The organism is Salipiger mucosus DSM 16094 (assembly GCF_000442255.1).
GTDB lineage: Bacteria > Pseudomonadota > Alphaproteobacteria > Rhodobacterales > Rhodobacteraceae > Salipiger > Salipiger mucosus.
In genome coordinates this window covers 854,496-876,070 of sequence record NZ_KE557273.1, presented here as the reverse complement: position 1 = coordinate 876,070, position 21,575 = coordinate 854,496, and the positions used below count along the sequence as shown (strand labels likewise).

Here is a 21,575-nt window from a genome sequence, read left to right as displayed (position 1 = left end):
AGGGCTCTCCCAGAAGGAGACCCGCCGATGCAAGACCCCTCCCTGCCCCTGACCCGCGACCTCGTGCTGATCGGCGGCGGACACACCCATGCACTGGTCCTGCGCATGTGGGGCATGAAGCCGCTGCCCGGCGCGCGGGTGACGCTGATCAACCCCGGGCCCACCGCGCCCTACTCCGGCATGCTGCCGGGCTTCGTTGCTGGTCACTACGCGCGCGCGGACCTGGACATCGACCTCGTCCGTCTCGCGCGCTTCGCGGGCGCGCGCGTCATCCTCGGCGCGGCCGAGGGGATCGACCCGTTGCGCGGCCAGGTTCATGTGCCCGGCCGCCCGCCGGTGGCCTATGACGTGGCCTCGGTCGACGTCGGCATCACCTCGGCCATGCCCGACCTGCCGGGCTTTGCCGAGCACGCGGTGCCTGCCAAGCCTCTCGGCTCCTTCGCCACCCGCTGGGCGCATTACCGCGAGGGCACGGGTCCTGCCTCGGTCGCCGTCGATCGGTGGCGGAGTCGCGGGTGCGGAGCTTTCGATGGCCATGGCCCACGCGCTGCGACAGGCCCGCCGTCCGGCACAGGTGCACCTCGTCGACAGCGGCACGGCCCTCGCGACCCTGCGCGCGCCCGCCGCGTCGCGGCTGCGTGCCGCTCTCGAGGCGCAAGGCGTGACCCTCGTGGAAGACGCCCCGATCGCGCGTGTCACGGCCGAGGGGCTGGAACTCGTAGACGGCCGCGGGATCGAGGCCGACTTCGTCACGGGCGCGGCGGGTGCACGGCCGCATGGCTGGATGACGCGAACCGGCCTCGACCTGCACGACGGTTTCATCCGCGTGGCCCCCACGCTGCAAAGCTCGGCGGAAAATGTCTTCGCCTGCGGCGACTGCGCTCACATGGCGGACACGCCCCGCCCAAAGGCCGGGGTCTACGCCGTGCGGCAGGCTCCGGTGCTCCTCGACAACCTGCGCGCCCGCCTCGCCGGCACCAACGACCTGCGCTCATACAAGCCGCAGCGCGACTATCTCAAGCTGATCTCGCTGGGCGAACGGTCCGCGCTGGGGAATCGCTTCGGCCTCGCCCTCTCGGGCCCGCTCATGTGGCGGTGGAAGGACCGCATCGACCGCCGCTTCATGGACCGATTCCACGAGTTGCCCGCCATGGCGACGCCCGCCCTGCCCGTGCCTCGTGCCGCCGGGGCCGAGGAGGCGCTTGGGGGCAAACCCATGTGCGGCGGCTGCGGCGCCAAGGTGGGCAGCGGTGCCCTCGCGGCTGCGCTGGACCGCCTGCCACCCTCCGCGCGCGACGACATTACCGCCCTGCCCGGCGACGACGCGGCCCTGCTCACCGTGGGCGGGCAGCGGCAGGTGATGACAACCGACCATCTGCGCGCCTTCGTCGAGGATCCCTGGGTCATGGCCCGCATCGCGGCCGTCCACGCGCTTGGCGACATCTGGGCCATGGGTGCCGCACCGCAGGCCGCGACCGCCAACCTCGTCCTGCCCCGCATGTCCGAAGCGCTGGCCGAACGCACGCTGACCGAGATCCTCGACGCCGCCTCGGGCATCTTCCGCGAGACCGGCGCCGAGATCGTCGGCGGCCATTCCTCGATGGGCGCCGAGATGACCATCGGCTTCACCATCACCGGGCTTTGCGAGCGCGATCCGATCACGCTTGCCGGCGGCCGGCCCGGCGATGCGCTGATCCTGACCAAGCCGCTGGGCACCGGCGTGCTCATGGCCGCAGAGATGGCGGGCCAGGCGGAAGGCGCGTGGATCGCCGCAGCCATGGACCGCATGACCGCCCCGCAGACAGACGCCGCCCGCGCGCTGCGCGATGCCCATGCGATGACCGACGTCACCGGCTTCGGCCTGGCCGGCCATCTCGCCAACATCTGCGCGGCCTCTGGCACGGGTGCGGAGATCGACCTCGCCGGCGTGCCGCTGCTGGAGGGCGCCGCAACACTCTCGGCGCGGGGCGTGCGCTCGACCCTTTATCCACGCAACCGCGAGGCCCTGCCGGGCCTGCCCGAGGGGCCGCGCGCCGACCTGCTTTTCGATCCGCAGACCGCCGGCGGTCTGCTCGCGGCGGTTCCCGACGGTCCGGCGGCGCTCGCGGCGCTGCACGCGGCCGGCGTCACTGCCGCCTGCATCGGCCGGCTCACCAGCCGGCCGGGTCAGATTTCGGTGGTCTGAAGCCCCTCGGCAATGCGGTCGGCCAGCGCGTCGAGACCGGCACCGTCGAGGCTGTCGGCCTCGAAGCGCTGCAGGACGGAGGGGCGCACGGCGGACATCGACTTGTCGTAGGCCGGGTCATAATGATCGGCGGCCAGCGAGCGGCAGAGCGCGATCCGCTCGCCCGCGTCGATCAGGCCCTCCCAAGCGTCGACCAGCGCATGCCCGCGATGATAGCGCAGCGGCGCCAGCTGCGCCTTGAGCCGCTCGCCGTCCGACAGGATGTCGTCATAGGCCGCATCGAGGTAGGCCGCGCGTTCATCAATGGGCGCCGAGACCTCGATCCAGGGCGCATCCTTCATCGCGGCCCAGAGCGATGGCGGCAGAAGGATCTGCCCGATCTTGCTGCTCTCGGCCTCGACCACCACTGGCCGTGCCGGATCGAGCCGCTCGAGCGCCACGGCCAGGTTCGTCTCGAATTCCTTCTGGCTCGGCTGTCCACCCGGCATGTCTCCCAAGAGCGAGCCGCGATGCCGCGCCAGCCCTTCGAGGTCGATCACCTGCAGCCCGCGCGACTCGAGCCGCGGCAGCAATGCGGTCTTGGCCGTGCCTGTGTGCCCACCAAGTTGAACCAGCCTGTGCCGCAGCGGGGCGTCGTAAAGCGCATGGCTCACGAGCCGCCGGTAGGTTCGGTACCCGCCCTCGACCACATCTGCCCGCCAGCCGATCTGCTGCAGCATCCAGGTGAGCGCCCCAGAGCGCTGACCGCCCCGCCAGCAATAGACCAGCGGCCGCCAGCCGCCTTCATGATGAGCGAGCGGCCCCTCGATATGCGCGGCCGCGTTGCGGAACACCAGCGCGGCCCCGAGCTTGCGCGCGAGGAAGGGCGACTGCTGCTTGTAGATCGTGCCGACGCGGGCGCGCTCCTCGTTGTCGAGCACCGGCAGGTTGATCGCGCCGGGCACGTGATCCTCGGCGAATTCGGCCGGGCTGCGGACGTCGATGACGGTGTCGAACCCGTGCGACAGGATCTGGTCGAGAGAGGTGAAGCGCAGCGCCATGCGCTCTCGTCTACCCCTGCTGGCTCCCGGAGAAAAGCATCATGATGCCACGGGCGCCGGTGGCGGGATTTTCCTTCAAAACCCTCTGGACACTCCCCGGAGCGTCGGCTATCCCCGCTGCACCCGAAGGGCAGCGCCCTTCCCCGGTGCCCGGGTAGCTCAGGGGTAGAGCAGTGGATTGAAAATCCTCGTGTCGGTGGTTCGATTCCGCCCCCGGGCACCATTTAAATCAAATTAAAACAATGTCTTGTCGCGTCGCCATTGTCGCTAGATAGGCAGATATTTTGCCGTGGGTATCATTTGGGTAGCATGTCGGACTCGTTGCCGATCCATGCGGCATGTTCAGCGTTGTTGTGTTGTTGAAATAGTCAGCTTCCGTCCAATCCGACCCAGCGCGAAACGGCAAGGTCTGCGAACCGTTCGCCTCGCTCGCGGATTTCATTTTCGGTCCAGCGCGTTTTCCCGGTGAACCACTTATTGAGGAACAAGCCAGTGTGTTCGGCGAACTTTGCCTTCTTCTCATCAAAACCCTTGTTCCCCGACGAGATGTTCAGGCCGCCCGTCAACAGCGTGAGGTTGCCCAGCGTGTGCAGGATGGCGTTGCGCGCGATGGCATATTCATCACCATCTGCATGGTGCCCGATCGTCCCATCCTCGTAGGGCCAGTCGTTACCCCACGACCGCGGCATGACATGCTCGACCCACAGGTTCGGGGGCTGGTCGGATTGCTCGGCAAGTTTCGACCTGCTGGCGAGTTCCAGTTCCCACAGGATGTCCGTCAGTCGTGGGCGCGGCGAAATCGCATAGGCATTCTCGTTCAAGATGCCGTACCGAACGTCGCGGTCGGTCGGGAACCGGCTGCTTACCCCCGCCTTCTTCGAGAAGTAGCCCTTGAAGCTTGCAACGGACACGCCGTTCTCAAGGAACTCAGCGGCAATAGATTGGAACACCTTGTTGAGGTTCTTCGTCGTCAGATTGCAGAGCGTTCGGCGCACCAGATAGGAGTAGATCAGTTGCGCTAGTTGCTCCCGTTCCTCTGGCGGCAAGTCCTCCTGCCCCATCTGCAAGGCCACCGGGTAAACGGTGGTCACCTGCCATGTCGTCAACTTTCGCCCAAGCCATTTCAGGGACGGATCGCAATCCTCTTTGCCCTCTAGTGTGCGATAGACGGGCGCATACTTCTCAAGCAGCTTCAGTTCATCCTCGACGTTCTCGAAACGCGGGCGACCCTTTGGCACAGCGAAATCTCGATACTCGGCGTATAGTTCGCGGATCGAAATCTTCTGGCCGGTTTCGGCGGCGAGCATGTGCGCAAGGAAATGATCGAGGCGCGGACGCGTGGGGCGCGCATTCGGTGCAGGCTCACGCCACCACGGGTGATCGAGCGGGTCCCACAGCTTTTTGTACAGCGTCTCAACCTTGGCCTTCTGCTTCTCGGCGCGGTGGAAGATGTTGTTGCGAACGAGGTCCATCGCTAACAGTGGCTTGCCCTTCGAGTTTAACGTCTCGAAGATCACCTGAGCGTCATCGCTTTCGCCAAGCGTGATGACCACCAGCTTCAAACGATCCAGCAGCGCGCTCAAGAGCGCCTCCAGACGCGCCGACACGTCCTCGGGCGTGATACCCTCGTCGATATGATCCTCGGCGTCTTCTGGCTCGTCTGAGCCGCCCTCGAAGTCCTGCGGGCCGTGCTGGACGAAATCTTCGATCCACTGGCGGAACAGGTGATAGGCGCGATACGCCTTCTGTGGCCGATTTTTGGGAATCCGCCTGCCATGGAAAAGAGAGGCGTACTTCTTGTCGGCTTCCTTTGCCGTCAAATCGATGATGTCGTGGAACAGATCACGGTCAATGGGGGTCGGGGTCAACTTGAACCGCGTCAGCGGGTCAGTGTCTTTGCTTTGAGGCACATTGGTCAAATAGCCGTTGATGTGGTCGATGAAGTCATGCTGCCCGTGATGTCGTGCCACCTCTCGCAGCGCGGCGAGAAACAGTTGAAAGGTGGTCAATCGCTGCTGGCCATCCACGACCTGCACTGTCGGGGTGAAGGCATATTTTGCGCCGCTATCAACTGGGGCGAGGATCAGCGCGCCCATGTAATGCTCAAACTTGCTTGCACCTTCCAACACCTCCGATGCCTTCGCGGAGACGTCTTCCCAGAAGGGCGTCAGATCGTTGTCGTCCCACTGGTACTTGCGCTGATAGAGCGGCACCATGTACCGTCGTGCAGCCTTCAAAATGACCTCAACCGGGTGATCGTCAGCGTCCATCGGCAATACTCCCGAAAATCTCAACATCGTCGCTGTCGCGCGGCAGTTCCCAGAACTCCACGTCCGGCGGGATCATGTGGCTTTGCGTGCGGCGGAAATAGACGAGCAGGCTCTCGCCCGTGCGGACGCGTAAGCTCTGCTCGACAAAGAATATCTTGCGGTACATCGGTGGGGCCATGTGGAAATAGAACATTGCCTCGGCCCAGTTCTTCATCTTGGCGCTGGGAACCACGTCGCCCTTTGTCCACGTCTGAGATTTGCACTCAACGATCACGGGCGGCTCTTCCGCGCCGAGGTCAAAGGTGTGCAGCTTCTTTTCGTTCCCCAGACCACAGGGCACCTTATGGTTCACTTGCAACCGAATGCCGTGGGCCGCGAGGATGGCACGGGCGCGGGCCTCGAAATCACGGCCAACATGGGCGTTGCTGATCGATCCTTCACGCTGGAAATTGGTCATTAGCGATGTTTCCGAAAATTGTGCATCGAGTCCCGGCCAATCTCGATCAGCTCAACGGTTTCAAGATGTAGCCGCTGAATGAGATCAAATTGTATGGACGATCACCAAGCCCCTCTTTGATGGCATGTTCCTTTTCCGAGGTTGCGATCAAGATCTGGTGTCGATCCGGTCTTACCTTGGCCGACTCTTGAAACAAGCTGGTAAGGTTTACGGGATCGGCCGCCTGTTGCCCTGGTTCATCGAACACCACCAGCCCTGCATGGTTGGTGTCGTAGTTCTCATCCAGCTCTAGAAGAGAAAGATAGTACGACCACTTGAGGCGAATGCCATCGCTGGCAGATGCTTCAAAGCCGATGTCTTTCTCGATTTCTCCGCCGGAATCCTTATCAAATACCAGCACCTGTGGTCTAAAGTTGTCCCTAGCCAAGGTGATTTCAGAAGGCGGGAAGGAATGGAAATCAAATGTTTTCAGGTGGCCTTGGATGAGGGACTGGAGGCGTGAAATCTTGTTCTTGTCCTCCGAGGAAAAGTCGTCTCCCGTTCGCAATTCCTTAAGTCGCGAAGAAAGTATCGCCCATTCTTTTGCAATTGCGACCAAATCGTCTACAAGACCGTCAGCACGTTCCTGCATCTCCTGCCACTGATCCACGCGTGCTTGCAACCGAACCGATTTTTCAATTGTTGCCCTGCTTACGCTGGATGCTGGGCGCACAAGCGCACGTTTCAGGCTACGAAGCTCGCTTTGCGCTTCTTTATAGTCTTGCTCGATGGACCGGCCTCGTAGACGAAGCTCCCCAAGTCTCTCTTCAGTGGCCGCTAGCGCTGACTTGTACATGAGTTGCTGCGACTTGATAAAGGCTATGTTTTCATCCAGAGCCATCGCCCCCGAGGAACTTGGTGGAAGAAGTTCTTGGTTCAAATGTTGATGGCAGGTCGGACAGCTTTCGAATGCTACGGCATCGGCAACCTCCGACCCGAGAGCCATCAGTTTCTTGGTGTCTTGATGTCGTTTTAGATCGATATCAAGCACCTCAAGGCGCTTCTTCAATGCCCTGTTTTCTTCAAGAACCGCTCGGAAATCAGTTCTTGCAACTTCGAACATTGCTCCAAGTTCATCATACTTTAACTGGGCCACTTCTAGTGCTTGTTGTGTACTGGCCTCAGCCTCCTCCGTGGAAACTAGCTCGATGTTGTTTAGTTTTTCGATTTCATCCTGAAGTTCCTTAGAGGCTAGCTCCAAAGGCAACCACTCTCCATCCGTGAAGACTTCCAGAGAAATCGCTGCTTGGTGCGAAAATTCGGCAGTCGGGGTTTTCGGCACACCGATAAATCGGATCAAGTCGACGCCGCCTTTCGACAGCACCCGTCTCTTGTCGGTCCAGTCGCTTTCAAGGAAGCCAATGCGCTTATTCAGTTCAGCCCTCTCCCTACGCACCTTACCGGCATCTAAATTCAGAACAAATTCAAGGACTCGCCTGTTGATGTCTTGTATTCTAAAATGCGTCGGTAACGGCCCTTGAACTGTGGACCAACCACGCTTCTGTTCAACAAAGAACATCGGGAATAGGGTTTCGACGTACAGTGGACACTCGGTCCCATCGAACCTAGGAACATCCGGCAACTCCCATCCCAAGAAATCCGCTAGGAAGTGATGGAACCCACTTTCTCTGGTAGCTGATCCCGGATCATGGACAAAAAAGTCTCGCTGAGTTTCCCTGACCGGACCATCGTCTTCGGCTTCCTCTGTCGACCATGTTGAAATGAGTTTCGGGTCGGCGTCCCCGACTATGCTTCGCCGGATACGAAGCTTCTCGTCCCTATGGTTGCAAACCTCAATTTCAACATAGGACTGAAGCACCTCTTCATATGGGTCATCTTTAGTTTCATGAATTCGCTCTCTCATTGCAAATGGCAATGGGACAGACAAATTCGCACTCAACGAACGCTCCAAACCCAGAACATAGATAATGGCCTGCAGGCAGGTTGACTTGCCAGACGTGTTGTCTGCTTGGACAATGTTGAGACCGGAAGTGAAATCAAGATCGACGCCATACACGGTTCTTGCTGTGATCGACCTAAGCTTCAGAGAACAAACTTGGATCATGATGGGGCCTTATTCGCTAGCAAGATTTGTGTCACAAAACCTTCTGTGATCTTGCTCGCGTATTCCCTAAGAAATGCCTTTTCTGACATAAAGCTCTCTTCGTCGTTCTCAAGTCTATCTGCAATATCCTTCCCCTTGTTAGTAAGGCAAATCGCTGCTTTTCCGTTTGCCACCTTCCATTCGGCCAGCTGCCCGCCAGTTAATAGGTCCATATTCCGAGCAAACGCAGGCTCAACACGCATTCGCCACTCTATGAGCGCAGTTTCGCCGCGTATGATTTTGCTCAACTTTTCTCGCGATCTTTCCGAACGCAGTGCGTCGTTCAAGAGGTTAAGTTTTGCAAGCGATGCTTTCTTCCCACGCGAGCAGTTCAGCATCAGAAGTGTCAGAGGTATGCGCCAGCCTATTCGTAAGTCGCCCGGTACGGGCGAAGGCTTACGTTCAAAAGAAAAGTCTCGATCTGTATGAATCTTATAGCTCATTTCCCGTTAGGCTCCTGAAAATCCAACGGGCATTCGATGAGCCAAGTCCCAACTTGACCTTGCGAAATCGAGGCAACTTGCCTCTCCGAAAGCCCGGGCACTTGGCTCTTTAAGGCATTAGCGACACGATCTATGGAGGAATTTATCTGCTTAGGCGCGGTATCGCCCTCAGCGCCGGCCATTTCAAGGCGGCGCTCCTCAGAGTCAATGCACTCAGTTGAGGCTTCCCAAAAATCAGGGAATTCGTCTCGCAAGTCTGAAAGAACATTCTCGCGTTCGACGTGCGCATAAACGTATATTTTCTTTCTTTTTTCAGCCTTCTCATCATCATCAAAAGGAAACGCACGTTTGAGCTTGTCCTCGACACGCTGATCAAGCTTGCTGTGCGCGTCTTCAAGTTGACCTGAAGTCGGCTTCGTGATGGGCAATGGTGCACCTACAGCCTTCGCACGAAGCTGTTGGTACTCGGTTTCAAAATCCTCTTGGCTTTGCACGAGAGCACAGAAATCTGTTGCCAAGAAGTCCAGCCCTGCTTCCTTCACTTCCTTTGCCACCGTCTGAAGATGCGAGATAACATCCTTGTTGTCCAAGAAAGGGCAAAATAGAATCCAACGGGAAATTTTCCGATGTCCGAGGATTTTTGAGACTATTTCTCTGTTCTTTACGAGTTTGCGGAGGTCTCGCGCACCCTTTGCCTTCATTGCGCTGGCGGCTTTTGCAACGTCGGAGGTTTCGTCCGGCGCATAGCTCTGATAACAGCACCCGTCAGATGTGATGAACTCGAGGCCAGCGTCGCCCTGAACCCTATCGGGAACGTCTTGCACATTTTGGGGCCGATGCCGAACTTGGACAAGCTGCTTTGAAAAGCGCTGCCACTCTTTACCGTCCCAGTCTCTTCGATACTCAAATGCCAAGGGACTACCCCAACTCGTTTCAGAGTTGAGGTAGAGTCATGATTTTTCCCCAATAAGTCAAGCTTCTAGCTGAGGGCTCTCGAATGCTGGATTAAGAGGTCTCAGTTGGGGACGAAAGCACTTTTCGTGCCTCCTTCTCGGCGACTGACCCCTTAACCCACTGCCACGGGGTGCGCGGCTTCCTCGCCTTCGCCAGTTCGGGGTTGGTCTTGGCGTCACTGGCGGCGGCGCGCAGGCGTTCGCGGGCCTCGCGCGGGTCGATCTTGAGTTCGTCGCAGATGGCCTTGAGCGTCACGATATCGGTCATGTCGATCTCCTAAGTTACTGATGAAGATCGATAAGACGCAAGGCCAGAGCGTGTCAGGGATAACCCTAGTTCGGCTTGAAGATTTCCGAGACGTCCACGCCGAGGGCCTTGGCGACGCGCTCGACCACCAAGATCGATGGGTTGCCGATCTGTGCCGCGCTCCGGGGCGAAACTGACGGTGCCTGCAACTAACCCCGAGGATCGAGAGCGAAACGCGCGCGCGGCGGCGTTGTATTGAGCCAGCAGCGCCGGGGCGTGCCTCGGGCATGGTGATCCCGTCGCAATCCCGGCTGGCGCGCTGTGCGCCGCGCTCATGGCGATCATCCCGGCATCTGCACGGACATGGCTACCCCCTGTGGTCGCACCCGACAGTTCGGGAATTCCCTGACGGGCGATGGTCCCCGATCTTATTGCGCTGGCATTGCAACCAGCCAGCGAGGAAATAGGCAATGACGATACGCGCGACATGGGCCTTCAACGGCCAGACGAAAACCATCCTGGGAAACTGGCACCGGCTCTGGTGCCTGCTGTTCGGCCCGTTCTACTACCTGTTCAAGGGCATGTTCCTGTGGGCGATCTTGTCGCTGATCACGGCCAACGGCCTGTGGATCGGGTTGCCCCTGTTCAATCGCGCCATCGTGCTGCGCCACTACCATCGCAAGGGGTGGGTGCAAGAATGACCGCCCGAGCAGTTTGCCACCCGAGTGGCACCCGGCGCTCGATACCGAAACCCACCGCGAATGCGGACCGCATGATAAGACTCGGCAATTTGGCTCCGGCTCGCATCCGACAGACTGATAGATAGTCAACGGGTCGGTCCGGGGTGATCCGCGCGGCGCTGTCACAGGGCGACCACAGGGGGATGGGGGGAGGCGTTTTTTTATCGGCGCGCGCCCTGTGGACGAACAAGGGGTCATGCATACCACCGAGGTTTTCGGCCCCTAGCCGATTTCAAGACCGTCAAGAACGCCAAGGCCGTCATGCATGTTCGTGGCGATGTTGAGGGGTTGAAGTGCGCCAACAAACACGATGGCGCTGTTGGCGTTCTTGGCGCACTTCATATCCTACCTGTGGTCATTCTTCGTCTGGTAGCGACAGCACCCAGCTTTTTCCCTTCTTCTTCGACACCACGCCCAAGGATCGCCGGGCGCGTTCCAGCGTCTTCTCGGATATGTCGCGCGCGGCAGCTTCCTTCTCGACCTTGGTCGTTGGCTCTGGCCCGTTCTTGAGGAACACGCGCAGGAACTGCATCGCCTCGTCGAGCGCCGACATCTGCGGCTTGCCACCCTCGGACGAAATCAGGTCATCGATGGTGATGTCTGACGGCCCCAGCCAGTTCAGCGTCGCCATGCCCCCATCATCGGCGTAAATCTCGTAGCTCTGGGTCTGACCCCGCTTCGCGATGTTGTGCTTGATATGGACGACAAGCTTGGTCGAACTGTCGTTCGGATGTTCGCACACCAGAAACGCCGACCGTGCCGCGCCGATCACGTCCATCGATCCACCTCCCCTATAGATGGCCTTGTCATGCTTGGCTTTGGTCAGGTGACGGACGATCAGCACGGCCGTCTCGCCGGTCTCGGCAATGTCCTTGAGGAAGGACAGAAGCTGCCGGATCACGTTCGGCTTATACATGTCCTGCCCACTCGGCACGTATGCGAACAAGGGGTCGAGGATCAGCAGGTCCGGTGGCTTGCGCCTCACCTCGCGCATGAGGGCATTCAGCCCCTTCTCGTCGAGCGACAGGAAATCGCCCTGCACGCGGATGCGCGACGGATCGCCCCCCATCGCATCGATGCGCGGCCTGATCGTGTAGGCCGCGTCATCCTCGGCGCTCAGGTAGAGCACGCGACCGCGATCCAGCTTCTGCCCTTCGGGCAATTCCCCACCGATGCTGATTTGCGCGGCAAGCTGCATGGCGAGGAAGGATTTGCCCACGCCGGGGTCGCCCTCCATGATCGTTATCATACTGAACGGGATGAACGGTTCCCAGAGCCATTCGACCTCCTTCGGATCGATGGTGACCAGATCGACAAAGAGCTCTTTCTTTTTCGGACTCATCTAGCGTCCTCCACTTTACCGATGATCGAGTGAATCTCGCGAACAAGACGACTCAAGTTGTCGCCGTGCTTGTCGCGAAAATACGGGCTGGCCCAGATCACACTTGCGATTTCGTCAAGTGTGGCACCGGCTTCATGCAGCCCTGCCACCATTGCGAAAATCCGGTTTGATCTATCTGGGGCGCGGACAGTGTTGTGCCTGATCAGAGAGCTAGTGGAAGCGTCCAGCTTGCGCCGATACTTTTTCCAAACCTCCATTTTGGAATGTGCATGGGGGTCCAAGTCCCGACCGAAAAAATTGGCTTTGTATTCGCCTCTTTGTCTGGGCAGGAGTTTCGGTCGTTCTGATACCTCCGAGAAATCGAACTTCAGGAGAGGAATGAAAGGTTTTCCATATCCCGGCTTGTGATTATAGGAACCTGGTATGCGCAAGAGCTTGTTCGCTGCGCTGCCTCCCTTGTCGCCACCATACCTATACGCGAGAGCTTTCGAGTAAGCAGACGCCGTTTCAGGCGTGTGGGGATCTCCCCAAACCCATAAGGCCTGCGTGCGACCCGGTGATGTTTGCCACACGATCGATGGTTCGGGGTTGAACGCAAAAGGATCGGCTTCGTCCACGTCGCACCAGCCGAACCAACATGTGTGGAACACGCTGCTGAGTTTTCGGTTTTTCCGGGTGTAGACATTCGGGCTGAAGTATTGGTCCCATTCGTGCCGACTGTAAGACCGCAAGACATCTACAACGCACATGTCGTCGTCCAGTTGCACGAACTCTTGAACCATTCTGGACGAGCCCTTTTTGCGAAAGCAAAGCGAGGCAAAGGTTTTCACGCTGTCCTGTACCTGTGGTCCCCAGATCGCGAACAGAAACTCGTCTTGTTCTTTAGGAACGTCTGATCTACCGCTTCGGCTGCGCCGATTACCGGGCCCTCGCGTTTTGAAAGCGGCAGATGCGCTGCGGACCGGGCTTGTTGCACCTGATCTGTGGATCTCGAGCGCCCAATACCGCGTCTGAGGACAGACTCCGCCTCACGCCATCAACCTCCGTCGCACGAGAAAGAGGTTGCCGAGGGCGAACAGCGTGAAGAGCTGCGCGCGGTTCTTCGCGAGGCCACGGTAGCGGGTCTTCAGATACCCGAATTGGCGCTTGAGCACGCGGAATGGATGCTCCACCCGCGCCCGCACCATCGCGATAATCCGATTGATGTGCTCGTCGATGGGGTCCAGCGCAGCGCCCTTCGGCGCCTTCCGCATGACGCCCCAGAACTTGTCCGGGCCGGAGAAATGGGCCTCGCGCGCAGCNCAACGGCGTCGAAAACCTGATCCGCCTTGACTTGTTGAAGATGTCCTCGGGGGAGGCGGCAATTTGGCCAGATTTCTTTTGGCTGAACAGTCTGTTTCGCCCCCTGGGGCAATGAAGAAGCCGCCCGGGCACGCGAGAACGCTGCGCGAACGGTCGCACTATGTCGTGTCGCTGATCCGCCCTATCGCTCTGAACAGAAAAAATGCGTTGTTCGCCGGTCACGACGAGGGCGGCAGGGCCTGGGGCCGCATCGCGTCACTGATCGAAACCGCAAAGATCAACGGCGTCGAACCATTCGCCTATCTCAAGGCCACCCTTGAGGCCATCGCCGCTGGCTATCCGCAAGGTCGGATCGACGATCTCCTGCCGTGGAACTTCCCGCCGTCAAGCTGAACGCGCGTGGGGCGCAGCCAACGCTTACGATCGCTCGTTCTGAGGGGGCCAAATTGCCGCCTCCCCCGAGGACATCTTCAACAAGTCAAGGCGGATCAGCGACACGACATAGTGCGACCGTTCGCGCAGCGTTCTCGCGTGCCCGGGCGGCTTCTTCATTGCCCCAGGGGGCGAAACAGACTGTTCAGCCAAAAGAAATCTGGCCAAATTGTGTCTTGCTGTATGGTCTCGGAATTCGTTGCGAGGTCCGGCGGACTGATTTCCAAGGGGAATTCCGAGATGCTGCTGTTTGCCATTTTGATGCCGGCTCTCTTGGGCTTGGCGTTTTACGACATCACACGGGGCACTGACGACGACGAGGCGAGCGATGCCAGCCCGCCGATGGATCTCGAAATCGAGTCCCCGGGAACCGCCCCCGAGGGCGCCGATCCGCTGCAAGGCGCTGAGGGGGATGACACGCTCACGGGCGGCGATGCGGACGATCTGCTGCTTGGCGGCGGCGGACAGGATCTGCTCGAAGGCGGCGCGGGCGACGACACGCTCGACGGCGAAGCGGACCCGGACACGCTGGCCGGCGGCACGGGCGATGACTGGCTGCTGGGCTTTGACGGAGACGAATTGACCGGCGGCGACGGCGCGGATGTATTCAACGTGCAGCTTGGCGGTCCGGAGGCGGAGCCCGTCGTTATCCATATCTCGACTTCTCCCGCCCGACGCCCGACGCCCCCTTCGACCGGGTGAACTTCCTCGACGAAGAGGGTAACCTGATCCCCAAATCGGCCTTCTTCGATGGCACCTACCTCGTCGGGTATCGGCGATCTTCCGGACGGAAGGGGTGCTGGCGTCTACTTCGGAAGCCAGGTCGTTGCCGTGATCGAAGGGCACACTGCGGACGAACTGTTCTACCAGACGATCTGGATCGGCAACTTCAATCCCGGCGACTCGGGCTATTACGATGGCGATGACTCGCTCGAAGGCACGCCTGGCGACGACGAGATCTTCGCCGGCGCCGGGGCGGACGCGCTCGACGGCATGGGCGGCGACGACTACCTCGACGCCCAGGAAGGCGACGACCTCGTGATCGGCACGGATGACGAGATCGCCGAGGATGCACGCGGCGACACACTGGTGGGCGGCGGCGGCGACGACACGCTGCGCGCCGATGCCGGGGACATCGTGGCCGGGTCGGTCGGGGACGACACCTTCGAGATCGTGCTGCTCGACGGCGCGGGCGCCCCGCCTGTCACCATCGTCGATCACGATGGCACTGGCGAGACGCTCACGCTGCTCGACGCGGCCGGCGAGCCGCTTCCGGCGGAGGCGGTCACCACGGACCTCGAGATCGTCGCCTCGGAGGACGGCACCGGCGCGGTGCTGGTCTTCGGCGGCGAGGTGATTGCGATCCTCGAGGGCGCGAGCGCCGACGCGCTTGCCGACCCGGGAGATTGGATCGGCAACCTGCAACCGGCACAATCGGCTCCCTTCGCGGCGCCCGCGCCCGCGCCCGCGCCCGCGACGCAGTCCGAAGAGGCCGAGGCCGACACAACGGAGAACACCGAGATCGTGCTGGAAGGCCGAGGCGCCCTCGAGGGCGCCGAGCGCATTTCCGCGGACCTCGCGGTGCGCTCGGCCACCGCGACCGGCCTAGAGGTCACCTCGGGCCTCTTCGGCGGGAACGCGGTCTTCAGCGTCAACACCGACCAAGGGGCCCCCAGCGAGAACTACCAACTCGCCGTGGACGAGTTGGACATCCGGCACCTGCGCTACCCGGCCGGCCAGGCGGACAGCGGGCTCGAGGAGGAAGACGGCGACGGATATCTCGACATCGTCCGGATGGAGCGCGGGGCGGACGGCGAGATGGAACTGCGCGACGAGCTGGTCGAGATGCTGGACTATGCCCGTGACCCGGACGGCGACGGTCGCACGGGCGACGCGATCCAGGTCACGCTGGTGATCCCGACCAAGGCCTTCACCATCCCCGAATACCGCGCCTATGCCGACGACATCGCGGCCTTCGTCGAACGCGCGATGCGCGACTACGGGGACGTGATCGAGGCCTTCGAGATCGGCAACGAATACTGGGAGATCGGTGAGACCGAATACGGCACCAAGGCCGATATCGCCGCGCGGGCCATTGGGGCCGGACTCGACGCGGCGGGGATCCCCGCGGGCGACCAGCCCAGCGTTGTGGTGCAGATGGGCTCGCCCTTTGCAGGGTCCGAGTTCCACGTCTCGGTCGACGACCGCCCCTTCGCCCAGCGGGTCGACAGCTCGAACCAGCAGATCATCGCCCAGCTCGGAGACGAGGCGCGCGATGTCATCGACGGGGTCGTGGAGCACTACTACTACGCCCGCCCCGAGGTGGAATTCGACGACAGCAGCGGCGAGCTGGGCTTCATCGACCGCGACCTCTCGACCTGGACCGAACGCTTCGACAAGGATCTCGAGGTCTGGATCACCGAGTGGAACGTGCGCACCACCAACGTGACCGAGGGCGGCATGCGCGCCGCTTCGGTCATGCTCGAACAGGTCGAGAACATGGTCGAGCTGGGCACCGACACGGCCCACGTCTGGCCGGTCAAGCACAACACCGACAACGACCTCTCGGGCCGACAGCAGGAGCCACCTGTCGTCGACGGACAGGACCGCATCCTCAACACGATCAACGGCGCGACCTTCGACCTGATGTCCTCGAGCCTCGTGGGGCTGGAACTGCTGGAGTTGGAGTTCAACACCGACGAGCCTGCCGTTGAGATCAACGCCTACGAGGGCAACGACAGGACGGTCGTCTATGTCGCCTCGCGCTCGCTCGAGGTGGTAGACCTCGACATCGACTTCTCGCGCCTCGTGCCCGAGTTCACCGCGGCCAGCGGCGTGAAGGTCGGCATCGACCTCTCGGGCGACAGCTCGGACGGGGTGCATTTCGTGCCCGGCGAAGGCTACCAGACCGCGGACTCGGTCTTCGTGAAAGGCCAGCGCTACTACTACAACGAGAACGACGTGCGCGCGCGACTGACCGATGTCGCGTTCGACAGCGCGACCGTCTCGCTCGAGTTGCATCCCTTCGAGGTCATGGAAATCACCTTCGAGATCGAGGGCGGCACGGCCACACCGCCCGACGAAACCCCGCCAGGCACAGACGCCGACGACCCGCTGCGGGGCACCGACCGGGTCGACGTCATCCGCGCCGGGGGCGGCGACGACCGGATCGACGCACTCGCGGGCGACGATTCCGCCTATGGCGGCGACGGCAGCGACAGCATCTACGGCTGGTCGGGCGACGACTACATCAAGGGCAACGCCGGCGACGACTACATGTCCGGGGATCGCGGCGACGACACCGTGCTCGGTAGCGACGGCGACGACGTGGTGCGCGGGCGCGAGGGCGACGACGTGCTCAACGGCCAGATCGGGCGCGACCGCCTGATCGGCGGCGAAGGCGCGGACACTGTCACAGGTTGGGCGGGCGGCGACATCTTCGTAATCAACGAGGGGCATCTCGCGCAGGGCGACACGATCACCGACTTCGAGCCGCGTCAGGACCGCATCCGCGTCTCGCTGACAGGGATCGACGGGCTCGGAGACGTCAGCATCGTGCAACGACAGGACGGCGTGGAACTGCGCTTCGCCGCTCACGGGCGCCTGTTCCTGGCCGGCGACCTGACCGCCGCCGAGGTGAACGACCCGCGCAACTTCAGCTTCGGCTGACCCGGCGTCGCGGCCGGCGCGTTCAGGACCCGGTCAGAACCGACAATGGAAGCGCGATCTCAGCTCCCCCGACCGAGACCGCAAGGCCCTCGGCCTCGGCCACCGCGTCGAGCCGACTGTCGCCGCTCTCTTCGGCGAGCCAAAGCGATGCCCCATCCCAGAGCAGCAACGGTTCGGTCTCGGCGGAAAGGTAGACCACGACCGCGGCCGTCCCGTCGCCCCCTTGCGCCAGGCCGAAATCGCATCGCGTCCAGTCGGCCTCGCCCGCCGGCATGCAATCCAGCTTGCCGATGCGGTCGAACTCGCCGGCTTCGGCGCGGGTCCGCACGGTGGCGGGCGCGAGGTAGTCGGCCGCGGCCCAGCCGCGCCGGCCGCTGTCATCGAGGAACAAAAGTTCGCACCAATCGCGGGCGCCGCGCGTCTCGCAGCCCGCGTTGCCAAAGAGCGTGCCGACGCGCGCGCGGTCGACGATCGCGCCGTCCAGCGCCGGCGCCTCGCGGATGTTGAGCCGCCCCGAAAGGCCGCTCACCGCCACGCGGTCCGCCGTGCCAAGGTCGCGCGACAGGCCGCGCGGTCCCTCGGCCTCCTGCGCACTGCCCTGCCCCGCAGCCGCCACCAGGCCAGCCGCCAGCAGCCACCGCCGGATCATCCTTCGGCCTCCGCCACGGCGACGTCGGCCAGCACGTTGCCCTCGCCGCCGGGATCCTTGGCGACGCAGGCCAACAGGGCCAGTGGCAGAAGCGCGCAAATCACGGCTCGGAGGGCCATCTTATTGCGGGTCTCGGTCATGGCATTCCCCTCACGACATGATGACGAAGTCGCGGCCCGACCGGCTGTCGGGATGCAGCGGCAGGTCGGTGAAGACGAAGAGCATGCCCGGATGGACGTAGTTGCGCATCGTCTGGCCGAAGGCATCGTCCGACTTGACCCGGCGCAGGTCATGCATCCCGTCGCTGCCGTCGGCACCATAGGTCAGCGCCTCCCAGTGCATGCCCTGCCCTTCCTCGTGCGCACCGCGCAGGACGTAGACATGCGAGCCCAGCGGCGCCCCATCCCAGACCAACGGCCCCTGTGCGACCTCCCGGTCGTTCTCGACGATCACGATGCGCTCGTCGGTCGAGGAGGCGATCATCGAGGTCACCGGGTGCGCCTCGTCAAGCGCCCAGTCCGCGGGATGCTTCTTCGGCTCGAGCGTTGCGAGCACGTGCTCGAACTCATCCCCGGCGTAGCCCGACAGGATCATGCCGGGATGCACGACCGAAGACGGCGCCGTGTGGCTGTCCGCGATGATGACCGGGGTGCCGAGGTGCGTGACGTCGAAGAGCCGCGCGGAGAAGTCGAGCGGCAGGCGCACGCAGCCGTGCGAGGCCGGGTAGCCCGGCAGGTTGCCCGCGTGCAGCGCGATGCCGTCCCAGGTCAGCCGGTTCATGTTCGGCATCGGCGCATTGTTGTAGGTGGAGGACCGGTGGTCGCGGTCCTTCTGCAACACGACGAAGACGCCAGTCGGAGTTGTATGGCCCTGCTTGCCGGTCGAACAGGTCGAGACCGCGATGCGCACGCCGTTGCGGTAGACGTGCACCCTCTGTTCGTCCAGCGAGACCACGACGGCCACCGGCCCGTAGGGCTGCCGCTCGGGATGCCAGGTGAACTCCCCCGGCGCGAGCTCGTGACCCGGGATTCCTCGGCCATGGCGGATGCCTTCCTGGACAAGCGCCACAACATGCTCCAGCGCCAGTTCGCCCACATGACGCTGGACCAGTATCTGCGGCGGCTCGGGATGGCGCGCCTGGCCCTGGGCGATCACGTCCGCGCCTCGGGCCTGCTCGACGGCAATGCGCTCTTCTTCCGGTTCGTGGCGAACATCCGCGGGGCCGGCAACATGACCGTCTATGAGCCCATCTTCGTGGAGGGCCGGGTCGTCTGGATCTTCGGGATGATCACCTCTTTCGTGCGCTTTCCGGACAACGACGAAGTGACGCTGGAACTTGTCGACTACGTCAGTCGCGACAAGCCCGAACACACCAAAGAGTTGATACGGGGCACCCGGATCGACGCTATGCAGCCCGTGATGGTCTGAGACGACAGACGCAATCCGTAGAAGCCCCAGTCCGGCTGCTCCACGGCCCATGACGTCCGCATTGCGTCAGACAAACCGCGCGCAAAGCAAGATTCTCGATGAAACGCATATTTTTGCCGTTCTGATCCGGCGCCTTTCGTGCTGACGTTTGGTAAAGTTGATTTCATTGCCAGAATGCAGCCGATGAATGAAGAAGGTAACGCCGCGCAGGCGGTTCATCGACACGGACACAGGCGCGAAGGCGGGCCAGGAGATTTTCGTCGAACTGACCGTCGACGAGTCCAACCGCAACGGCACCGTCTATTTCAACATCCTGCCGTCCGGCTCCTCGGGCGAGGCCATTTACGTGGGGCCGATGGACGGCAACAGCATCACCGTGGACCTGCCCTCGAACGGGCACTACGCCATCCGTGTCGACCAGATGGGCAACGATGCCGACACCGGGAAGACCTCCGGGTTTCATATGGACATCTCGATCCAGTGACAGCGATCGGGAAAACGATTTTCACGGATCAACTTTCCCGGACCCTTGAACACACAACGCCTGTTTCGGGCGAGGACAATCCCTCGGCAGGAAGCAACTCAACAAAATAGATCTGACATTTGAAAACGCAGGAATACGAACCATGGCAACAGGCGTTTACGCGAACGCGGGCATCGATACGGACGGAAACGAATCCGCCGTGGATCTCGTCCTTGGAGGACCAATCATCATCACCAAGATCGCGGATGGCCCAGTCGGGGATACCGATCCCGATACCTTGAGCGCCGGGGATTCGTTCACGATCACGGGTTCAACGGACACGTTCGTATACGTGGGAAGCGACGGTGCCGGCGGGATAATCGCGGTGAACTTTACCAGCGGCAATTTCGAGGACCTCTGGCTGACGGATACGCCCTTGAGCGGCGGAGATGCCTGGCCGGCCTTCGTCGACGAGAACAGCACGATCTGTTTCGCCGCCGGCACGCTCATTGCAACGCCAGAGGGCGAACGCGCGGTCGAGACGCTTGAGGTCGGCGACCTCGTGACCACCGCCAGCGGTCGCACCGTTCCGGTCAAATGGCTCGGGCGCCAGACCGTGCACAAGCTCTTCACCCCAGCCGAGCGGTTCGTCCCTGTCCGCGTCGCGGCTGGTGCCCTCGGCAAAGGCCTGCCGCACAGTGACCTCGTGCTGACGGCGGACCACGCACTGATCCTTGACGGTCTTGCCATCAACGCGGGCGCGCTGGTCAACGGCACCACCGTCGCCTGGGAGCCGATGGGCAGCCTGCCCGAACGGGTGACCTATTACCATGTCGAGACCGAGGATCACGACGTGATCCTCGCCAACGGCGCGGCGGCCGAGACCTACGTGGACTACGTCCAGCGGCGGGCCTTCGACAACTACGGTGCGTATCTCGAGCTTTACGGCGAGGAACGCACCATCGCCGAGATGCCGCTCCCGCGCGTCTCCTCGGCGCGCCTCGTGCCGCCGGCGATCCGGGCGCAGCTCGTCGCGGCGGCGCAGCCCGCAGCGCGGGGTCGCGCCGCCGGCTGAGACGACGGCAGCCCGGGTGCCAATGCATCCGGGCGACGACGCCGGCTCGGGAGCGCCGGCCCGTCTGGCAGCCCGGTCCGCCCGTCCGGCGGGCCGGAAGTACCTTGGGACCTTGAGAGGGTGGGACCATGAAGATCAGAACAGGCGCCACGGTGGCATGGGCGGTGCTGGCGGCCGGCGCGGTGCAGGCCGCCGACGTGGGGCAGGACTCCATCGATCGTTGCATCGACACGCTGCGTAGTGAACAGGGTGCGCAGGGCGGCACGGTGCTGAGCACCGAATTCTCCGAGGCCAATTCGCTGGTGATGCTCGAGGACGCCAGCGGCACGTCCTGGCGATGCCTCGTCTCGAACGATGGCAGCTGGGCCGAGGTCACGATGTCGGGCCAGGCCTCGGGCGGCTCAAGCGCATCGGCAGAGCCCACGACCACGACCGAGGTCATCCGTTTCGCGACCGGCACCTCGGGCCAGCAGGTCACGGGCACGCTCACGCCCGGCAGTTCCGCGCGCTACGTGCTGGGCGCCGGGGCGGGCCAGACGCTCGACGTGGAGTTCGTGAACACCGATCCCGCGATCGAATACCAGGTCTTTCATCCCGACGGCTCGCGTCTCGCGCCCCAGACGCCCGCATCGCAGGCGCTCACGGTCAACACCTTCCTGGCCGGGGACCACGTCGTCGAGGTCATCAACCGCGGCACGGGCGACGCGAAATTCGCCGTCTACATGGGGCTGAACTGA

Annotated in this window: 19 protein-coding genes, 1 tRNA gene and 3 pseudogenes; 10 read left to right on the top strand and 13 right to left on the bottom strand. The window is 62.3% G+C overall.

Annotated features, from left to right (window positions below):
- Window positions 1–27: 27 nt before the first annotated feature.
- Window positions 28–2,185 (top strand): annotated as a pseudogene (gene selD / locus SALMUC_RS04315) (selenide, water dikinase SelD).
- On the opposite strand, the gene mnmH reads toward selD, so the two are convergent.
- The gene (gene mnmH / locus SALMUC_RS04310) at window positions 2,167–3,225 is read right to left on the bottom strand and encodes a tRNA 2-selenouridine(34) synthase MnmH (protein ID WP_020042643.1); all 1,059 of its coding nucleotides are present in this window, start codon (window positions 3,223–3,225) and stop codon (window positions 2,167–2,169) included. The pseudogene selD and the gene mnmH overlap by 19 nt on opposite strands.
- A 148-nt stretch (window positions 3,226–3,373) precedes the next feature.
- Here mnmH and SALMUC_RS04305 point away from each other — a divergent pair.
- A tRNA-Phe gene (locus tag SALMUC_RS04305) sits at window positions 3,374–3,448 on the top strand.
- 145 nt (window positions 3,449–3,593) lie between these two features.
- On the opposite strand, the gene SALMUC_RS04300 is transcribed toward SALMUC_RS04305, so the two are convergent.
- The 6 genes from SALMUC_RS04300 to SALMUC_RS04285 form a co-directional block, all read right to left on the bottom strand.
- Window positions 3,594–5,495: a DUF262 domain-containing protein gene (locus SALMUC_RS04300; protein ID WP_020042642.1), complete on the bottom strand. Its 1,902-nt coding sequence runs from the start codon at window positions 5,493–5,495 to the stop codon at window positions 3,594–3,596.
- Window positions 5,485–5,952 (bottom strand): hypothetical protein, encoded by a 468-nt coding sequence (locus SALMUC_RS04295; RefSeq protein WP_020042641.1) that lies wholly within the window; start codon window positions 5,950–5,952, stop codon window positions 5,485–5,487. The genes SALMUC_RS04300 and SALMUC_RS04295 overlap by 11 nt, the downstream gene beginning before the upstream one ends.
- Window positions 5,953–5,998: 46 nt before the next feature.
- Window positions 5,999–8,008: an ATP-binding protein gene (locus SALMUC_RS29485; RefSeq protein ID WP_217626324.1), complete on the bottom strand. Its 2,010-nt coding sequence runs from the start codon at window positions 8,006–8,008 to the stop codon at window positions 5,999–6,001.
- A 44-nt stretch (window positions 8,009–8,052) separates the two neighbouring features.
- The gene (locus SALMUC_RS29480; protein WP_156883362.1) at window positions 8,053–8,538 is read right to left on the bottom strand and encodes a hypothetical protein; all 486 of its coding nucleotides are present in this window, start codon (window positions 8,536–8,538) and stop codon (window positions 8,053–8,055) included.
- On the bottom strand, window positions 8,535–9,452 hold the full coding sequence (locus tag SALMUC_RS29475) for a hypothetical protein (RefSeq protein ID WP_156883361.1): 918 nt from the start codon (window positions 9,450–9,452) through the stop codon (window positions 8,535–8,537). The genes SALMUC_RS29480 and SALMUC_RS29475 overlap by 4 nt, the downstream gene beginning before the upstream one ends.
- A 91-nt stretch (window positions 9,453–9,543) precedes the next feature.
- Complete coding sequence (locus SALMUC_RS04285) at window positions 9,544–9,759, bottom strand: hypothetical protein (RefSeq protein WP_020042638.1); 216 nt, start codon at window positions 9,757–9,759, stop codon at window positions 9,544–9,546.
- 449 nt (window positions 9,760–10,208) lie between these two features.
- Between SALMUC_RS04285 and SALMUC_RS04280 the strand changes: the two genes are divergently transcribed.
- Entirely contained in the window at window positions 10,209–10,439 is a 231-nt protein-coding gene (locus SALMUC_RS04280) for a hypothetical protein (protein ID WP_020042637.1), read from the top strand.
- Between the two features lie 394 nt (window positions 10,440–10,833).
- On the opposite strand, the gene SALMUC_RS04275 is transcribed toward SALMUC_RS04280, so the two are convergent.
- From SALMUC_RS04275 to SALMUC_RS04265, 3 genes and pseudogenes are all read right to left on the bottom strand, one after another.
- Window positions 10,834–11,820, bottom strand: coding sequence for an AAA family ATPase (locus SALMUC_RS04275; RefSeq protein ID WP_020042635.1), 987 nt, complete (start codon window positions 11,818–11,820; stop codon window positions 10,834–10,836).
- Entirely contained in the window at window positions 11,817–12,650 is an 834-nt protein-coding gene (locus SALMUC_RS04270) for a DNA-primase RepB domain-containing protein (protein WP_245584657.1), read from the bottom strand. The genes SALMUC_RS04275 and SALMUC_RS04270 overlap by 4 nt, the downstream gene beginning before the upstream one ends.
- A 198-nt stretch (window positions 12,651–12,848) precedes the next feature.
- A pseudogene (locus SALMUC_RS04265) lies at window positions 12,849–13,121 on the bottom strand (transposase); the annotation flags it as partial.
- Window positions 13,122–13,296: 175 nt separating this feature from the next.
- Here SALMUC_RS04265 and SALMUC_RS04260 point away from each other — a divergent pair.
- From SALMUC_RS04260 to SALMUC_RS27980, 3 genes and pseudogenes are all read left to right on the top strand, one after another.
- A pseudogene (locus tag SALMUC_RS04260) lies at window positions 13,297–13,515 on the top strand (transposase domain-containing protein); the annotation flags it as partial.
- A 279-nt stretch (window positions 13,516–13,794) separates the two neighbouring features.
- Complete coding sequence (locus SALMUC_RS27985; protein ID WP_245584656.1) at window positions 13,795–14,256, top strand: hypothetical protein; 462 nt, start codon at window positions 13,795–13,797, stop codon at window positions 14,254–14,256.
- A 48-nt stretch (window positions 14,257–14,304) separates the two neighbouring features.
- Complete coding sequence (locus SALMUC_RS27980) at window positions 14,305–17,223, top strand: calcium-binding protein (RefSeq protein ID WP_021119812.1); 2,919 nt, start codon at window positions 14,305–14,307, stop codon at window positions 17,221–17,223.
- Between the two features lie 22 nt (window positions 17,224–17,245).
- On the opposite strand, the gene SALMUC_RS04240 is transcribed toward SALMUC_RS27980, so the two are convergent.
- Genes SALMUC_RS04240 through SALMUC_RS04235 form a run of 3 tightly spaced genes read right to left on the bottom strand, consistent with a single transcriptional unit; the run spans window position 17,246 to window position 18,940 of the window.
- Window positions 17,246–17,872, bottom strand: a complete 627-nt coding sequence (locus tag SALMUC_RS04240) for an SH3 domain-containing protein (RefSeq protein ID WP_020039900.1) — start codon at window positions 17,870–17,872, stop codon at window positions 17,246–17,248.
- Complete coding sequence (locus SALMUC_RS29465; protein ID WP_020039899.1) at window positions 17,869–18,012, bottom strand: hypothetical protein; 144 nt, start codon at window positions 18,010–18,012, stop codon at window positions 17,869–17,871. The genes SALMUC_RS04240 and SALMUC_RS29465 overlap by 4 nt, the downstream gene beginning before the upstream one ends.
- Before the next feature lie 10 nt (window positions 18,013–18,022).
- Complete coding sequence (locus tag SALMUC_RS04235) at window positions 18,023–18,940, bottom strand: L,D-transpeptidase (protein WP_020039898.1); 918 nt, start codon at window positions 18,938–18,940, stop codon at window positions 18,023–18,025.
- On the opposite strand from SALMUC_RS04235, the gene SALMUC_RS30940 reads away from it, so the two are divergent.
- The 4 genes from SALMUC_RS30940 (at window position 18,911) to SALMUC_RS04215 (ending at window position 21,575) form a co-directional block, all read left to right on the top strand.
- Window positions 18,911–19,300, top strand: coding sequence for a hypothetical protein (locus SALMUC_RS30940; RefSeq protein ID WP_020039897.1), 390 nt, complete (start codon window positions 18,911–18,913; stop codon window positions 19,298–19,300). The two genes, SALMUC_RS04235 and SALMUC_RS30940, sit on opposite strands and share 30 nt — an antisense overlap.
- A 187-nt stretch (window positions 19,301–19,487) precedes the next feature.
- Window positions 19,488–19,784, top strand: coding sequence for a hypothetical protein (locus tag SALMUC_RS27975; protein ID WP_020039896.1), 297 nt, complete (start codon window positions 19,488–19,490; stop codon window positions 19,782–19,784).
- A gap of 142 nt (window positions 19,785–19,926) precedes the next feature.
- The gene (locus tag SALMUC_RS27970) at window positions 19,927–20,838 is read left to right on the top strand and encodes a Hint domain-containing protein (protein WP_020039895.1); all 912 of its coding nucleotides are present in this window, start codon (window positions 19,927–19,929) and stop codon (window positions 20,836–20,838) included.
- Between the two features lie 128 nt (window positions 20,839–20,966).
- The gene (locus SALMUC_RS04215) at window positions 20,967–21,575 is read left to right on the top strand and encodes a hypothetical protein (protein WP_020039894.1); all 609 of its coding nucleotides are present in this window, start codon (window positions 20,967–20,969) and stop codon (window positions 21,573–21,575) included.